The 4,081-nt window shown below is 34.6% G+C and carries 6 protein-coding genes; all 6 read left to right on the plus strand.

The features are described 5' to 3' along the window. On the plus strand, positions 1-454 hold a 454-nt coding region (locus tag C8E03_RS21495), incomplete at its 5' end, for an HNH/endonuclease VII fold putative polymorphic toxin (RefSeq protein WP_110292079.1). A gap of 15 nt (positions 455-469) precedes the next feature. Next, positions 470-883 (plus strand): Imm50 family immunity protein, encoded by a 414-nt coding sequence (locus C8E03_RS21500; RefSeq protein ID WP_110292080.1) that lies wholly within the window; start codon positions 470-472, stop codon positions 881-883. A gap of 251 nt (positions 884-1,134) precedes the next feature. After that, on the plus strand, positions 1,135-1,881 hold the full coding sequence (locus tag C8E03_RS22530; RefSeq protein ID WP_242993687.1) for an RHS repeat-associated core domain-containing protein: 747 nt from the start codon (positions 1,135-1,137) through the stop codon (positions 1,879-1,881). 4 nt (positions 1,882-1,885) lie between these two features. After that, the gene (locus C8E03_RS21510) at positions 1,886-2,380 is read left to right on the plus strand and encodes a hypothetical protein (protein ID WP_110292081.1); all 495 of its coding nucleotides are present in this window, start codon (positions 1,886-1,888) and stop codon (positions 2,378-2,380) included. 361 nt (positions 2,381-2,741) lie between these two features. Then, positions 2,742-3,302 (plus strand): RHS repeat-associated core domain-containing protein, encoded by a 561-nt coding sequence (locus C8E03_RS22540; RefSeq protein WP_278321211.1) that lies wholly within the window; start codon positions 2,742-2,744, stop codon positions 3,300-3,302. A gap of 14 nt (positions 3,303-3,316) precedes the next feature. Then, positions 3,317-3,979 carry a hypothetical protein gene (locus C8E03_RS21520; RefSeq protein WP_110292082.1) on the plus strand — a complete coding sequence of 221 codons (663 nt, stop codon included), beginning with the start codon at positions 3,317-3,319 and terminating at the stop codon, positions 3,977-3,979. Positions 3,980-4,081 lie beyond the last annotated feature (102 nt).

Below are 4,081 nucleotides of genomic sequence, written 5' to 3' on the forward strand. Positions count from 1 at the left end.
TAGGCTTGCTGCTAGTACATCAAAAGGGAAAAATGAGACAAAGACTTCTACGAAACTGACCGAACACCAAGATAGTAGTTCTAAGGGTTCGGGCGATACTTCCAGAAAAGAAGCATTAGGTCAGATAAAACAGGATTTAGGAATACCAAAGACACAACAACCAGTTTCACAAAAAATGGAAAAAATGCTTGACGAGCACAAAAAGCCAATAGTAGTAAATGGTGAATTTGTATATTCAAGAGAACTAACTTATTCTGTTTCAGGAAAAACTGACGCAGGTGGTAATCCTATTAAGCAAGTAATTATACAAGATCATTCATATGGTCATTCATACTCCGATGGAATTGGAAACCAATCTTCACATTTTAACGTTAGACCGGACAACAATCCTAAAACTGGAGGTGTAAGTGGAACTAAAGAGCACTATTATTTTACTTATAGAAACAAAAAATAGAGAGGAGAAAAGTATATGTATGAATGGTTTGATAATGGTTTTGTAATAAATAATATATTTGAAAACCAAAATATATTTATAGGATCAGAAGTAGACAACATAAATTATAGACCACTAAGTGGTATAGTTACAATGGAGATATTAACAAAGTGTGATGTAATTAATCCGCCTAAAAAATGGGAAAAATGGGACTTTGTAACTGTTAATATTGAATTAGCTGGAATTGAAGAATTCAATGCAAAAACTAATAGTGGAAAAATGGTTCTAAATGAAATAGTTATAAGTAAAGAAGACGAACAGTATATTCTAGAAATCACAGGAAAAGATAAGAGTAATATAGTATGCAAATTTGTAATTGGACGAGTACATAATTTAATTCCTATGGTATATAAACCAGAGTGGGAGAGATATGAAAGTTCATTAATTTAAAAATTGCCAAGTGGCTTTCTGTTTAAGTGCTTAAACACTTCCGAATTTATACATAGTAAACTTTCAGTTTAGGAGCGTTATTGCTATAGTATAGATTACAATTAAATAATATATTTAAACATCTTTACGCCATAAGGTGCACCTACATAGACACCTTAAAAACCTTGAACTTGGAGGGTTTCATCGGGATTACGACCACTTAACAGGTGACTATTAATTTATTGACAGCCACCTAATAAAAAAGAAATGTTTTGATAAAAATCCTTATGCAGTCGGCATTGCCGTCTGCTGTAAACAGGCAGGAGCGCCGTAAGGTGCACCCGCCTTTAACCTGCATCATTTTCGACCCCATGGTTCACCCCTATTTTAGTACAGGAAATTTTACCCAAGAAGATACCTACCGGGGAGACGGGCTGAACCTGTACGCATATTGCGCCAACAATCCAGTGAGCTATGTAGACCCAAGTGGGAATATCTGCGAAACAGCCGCGAATAGAATTATGTCTTTGATGGATGAGGGAAAAATCAAAGGAAAAAACAAGCGTCAGCTGGAATCCTATTTGCGAAATAAGCAAAACAAAGGTGGATTGACATCACAAGAGCAGGAAGTGGCGAAAAAGCTGGGAGTGAATGGTGGTAATAAGAGTTCGGGCGGTAGCACAGAAGTAATATTACCAAGTAAACCTCATAAGAATGGAACAGAAGGGCATTGGGAAACGATCCTTGATGAAGTAGATGTCATGAAACAAAGTGGCGAATATGATAAAATATATGTAAATAAGGGATTGAGTAATGAAGTGCCAGGTGCTAAACCAAATAGAAGGCCTGATATAATGGGGGTTAAAAAAGATGGTACGATTGATCAAGTCGAAGTACCAAGTAAAACAGATACCGTTACTGGACTAACTGATAGAATGAAAAATAATCAAGCTATCATAGGAGATAGAGCAGGTACAATTAAAGTAAAACCAGTAAATAATAAATATAAGAAGAGGTGATAATATGACTATTTCAATTACAATATACGGTATAATTAGCAAAAATTCTGCTGATTGGAAAAAATGGTATTTTGATTCGAAAAAAATATGTGAATTATTAGGATATGAAGCCAATTATCTATCGATAACTGGAGATGGTATCACTAATACGAAAATTAAAACTATAAAAAGATCTGAAAATAAAACATTAAAAATGGTTGAAGAAAATGCAAGTTTAGACAGCTTTTCAATTTATGTATTACCGGATAATTTTACAAGTGCTATTTCAGATTTTACAATTACAGCTTCACGTGCAGAAAATTACGTTACTATAATAATGGATAAGAGTAAATATATTGAAATAGATCCAAAGACTTATATTGAAATTCTACAAAACCATATTAGTATGGATTATGGTGAGATCTATGAGATGGATATTTTTGAATGTCCAGAAATGTATGCGGCTAAAGTCAATGATCCCTCATTTTATAAAACTTTACATATTATAAAAAAATTTTAGAATTAGGTTTTTAATTTACAGTATGTATAATATTGTTTAGCGAGAAAGGTATTAATCAGACCGATGGAATTTATATTTGTGTTTGAATTCCATCGGTAATTCTTATTTTTTATGTTTCCCTAATTTGTTTGAGGAAGTTGATATCGGCTTTACGGGATTCTTATTATCTTGATTAACTGGAGTTGCCCATAACTCCGTAACTTTTCCGCATAAATGGGCATTCCCTGCTAGTGCGACTCCGACCATGACCCCAATGTCAGAAATCCGACCCCGATGAAAAAATCCTTTCAGCCCGCATTGCGGGCTGATGTAAGCCGAGCCGGGGAAGTTTTTTACCCCGGCTCTTTACCCTAACCCAGTAATCGGACGCTTTACCCAAGAAGATACCTACCGGGGAGACGGACTGAACCTGTACGCATATTGCGCCAACAATCCAGTGAGCTATGTAGACCCAAGTGGGAATCAATGTCAAGCTGCTAAGGATAGGCTTGCTGCTAGTACATCAAAAGGGAAAAATGAGACAAAGACTGCTACTAAGCTGACTGAACACCAAGATAGTAGTTGTAAGGGTTCGGGCGATGGTAGAAATCCAAATTATGAGGGATATGTTAAGAGCGGAAAGGGTCAACCACCTCAAAATTTTTCTCCTGAAGGAGCAGGAAAGAATGGTTCATTTAGAGAAGCAAAAAGAGCAAGTGGTGTTCCAGTAAGTCAGCAACCGTCAAAAATAGTTGACCCAGGTATAGGTAAAAATGGTAAACCTATAGTTGGCGGAGGGAAAGACTATTACTTTAAAGATAGCAATGGTAATGAAGTAGTGATCAGACAACATAATGAACATATTTATGAGGATGATCCTATTCAAAATAGAGGAACACATTTTAACGATAAATATGGAAATCGCTATGACTATGACGAGTAAGAGGGTGCTATTTTATGAAATATTGGAAGAAAATGAAAGAGAATGCTTTTGAGTATTATGGGGGATTTAGTAAAGAAAAAGCCGAAATGAAAATGACTGTAGTGCCTGAGTTGAGTGCATTTACTATTAATGGTTCTTTAATGGATAGGTATGAATTTATTAATGAATGTGCTAATGATATAAAAGGTATATTTTTAAGAAATTCTGAGTTAAGATGCTATAAATTTTTCTTAATAGCTAATGTTGAAATAATTAATAAAAATTCAAGAATAGAAAATTATAAAAAAGTATGGAAACTTCTTCAAAATAAGTGGTCATTAGACAAATTTGACAAAGGTCCAGAGGTTGAATTAGCAATAGGCGATTATTCTTTCTATAGTAGTATAGCAGAATTTGATATGGAAGATTTTTCTGTTGCTTTGGAAATTGTAGCCAGTAACTTTCGAAAATTCACAATTATTGCAAGTAAAAGAGAAAATTTGCTGTGTGAAAGTTCAGTAAAAGATACTTTTGGGGTTCTGTTTAATGCCTCAGATGTAAAATTCCCTATGATAGACTACTTTAATCTATGTATAAATTATTGCCCAAAGGGGGATGTAGTGTTTAGATGGGGGGATTCTTCCGAGGAGATTACTGTAGGTTTAATATTTAATGCTGAATTGCTTGAAAAAATTTAAATGAAAAGTATCATTATAACGAAGACGGAACCATAAGAAGCCTGCAAAACGGAGAAAGTCTCTATACGGAATATGCCTACGATCTGGATAAGAACCTGACCA

It is taken from the genome of Lachnotalea glycerini, assembly GCF_003201285.1.
Lineage (GTDB): Bacteria > Bacillota > Clostridia > Lachnospirales > Lachnospiraceae > Lachnotalea > Lachnotalea glycerini.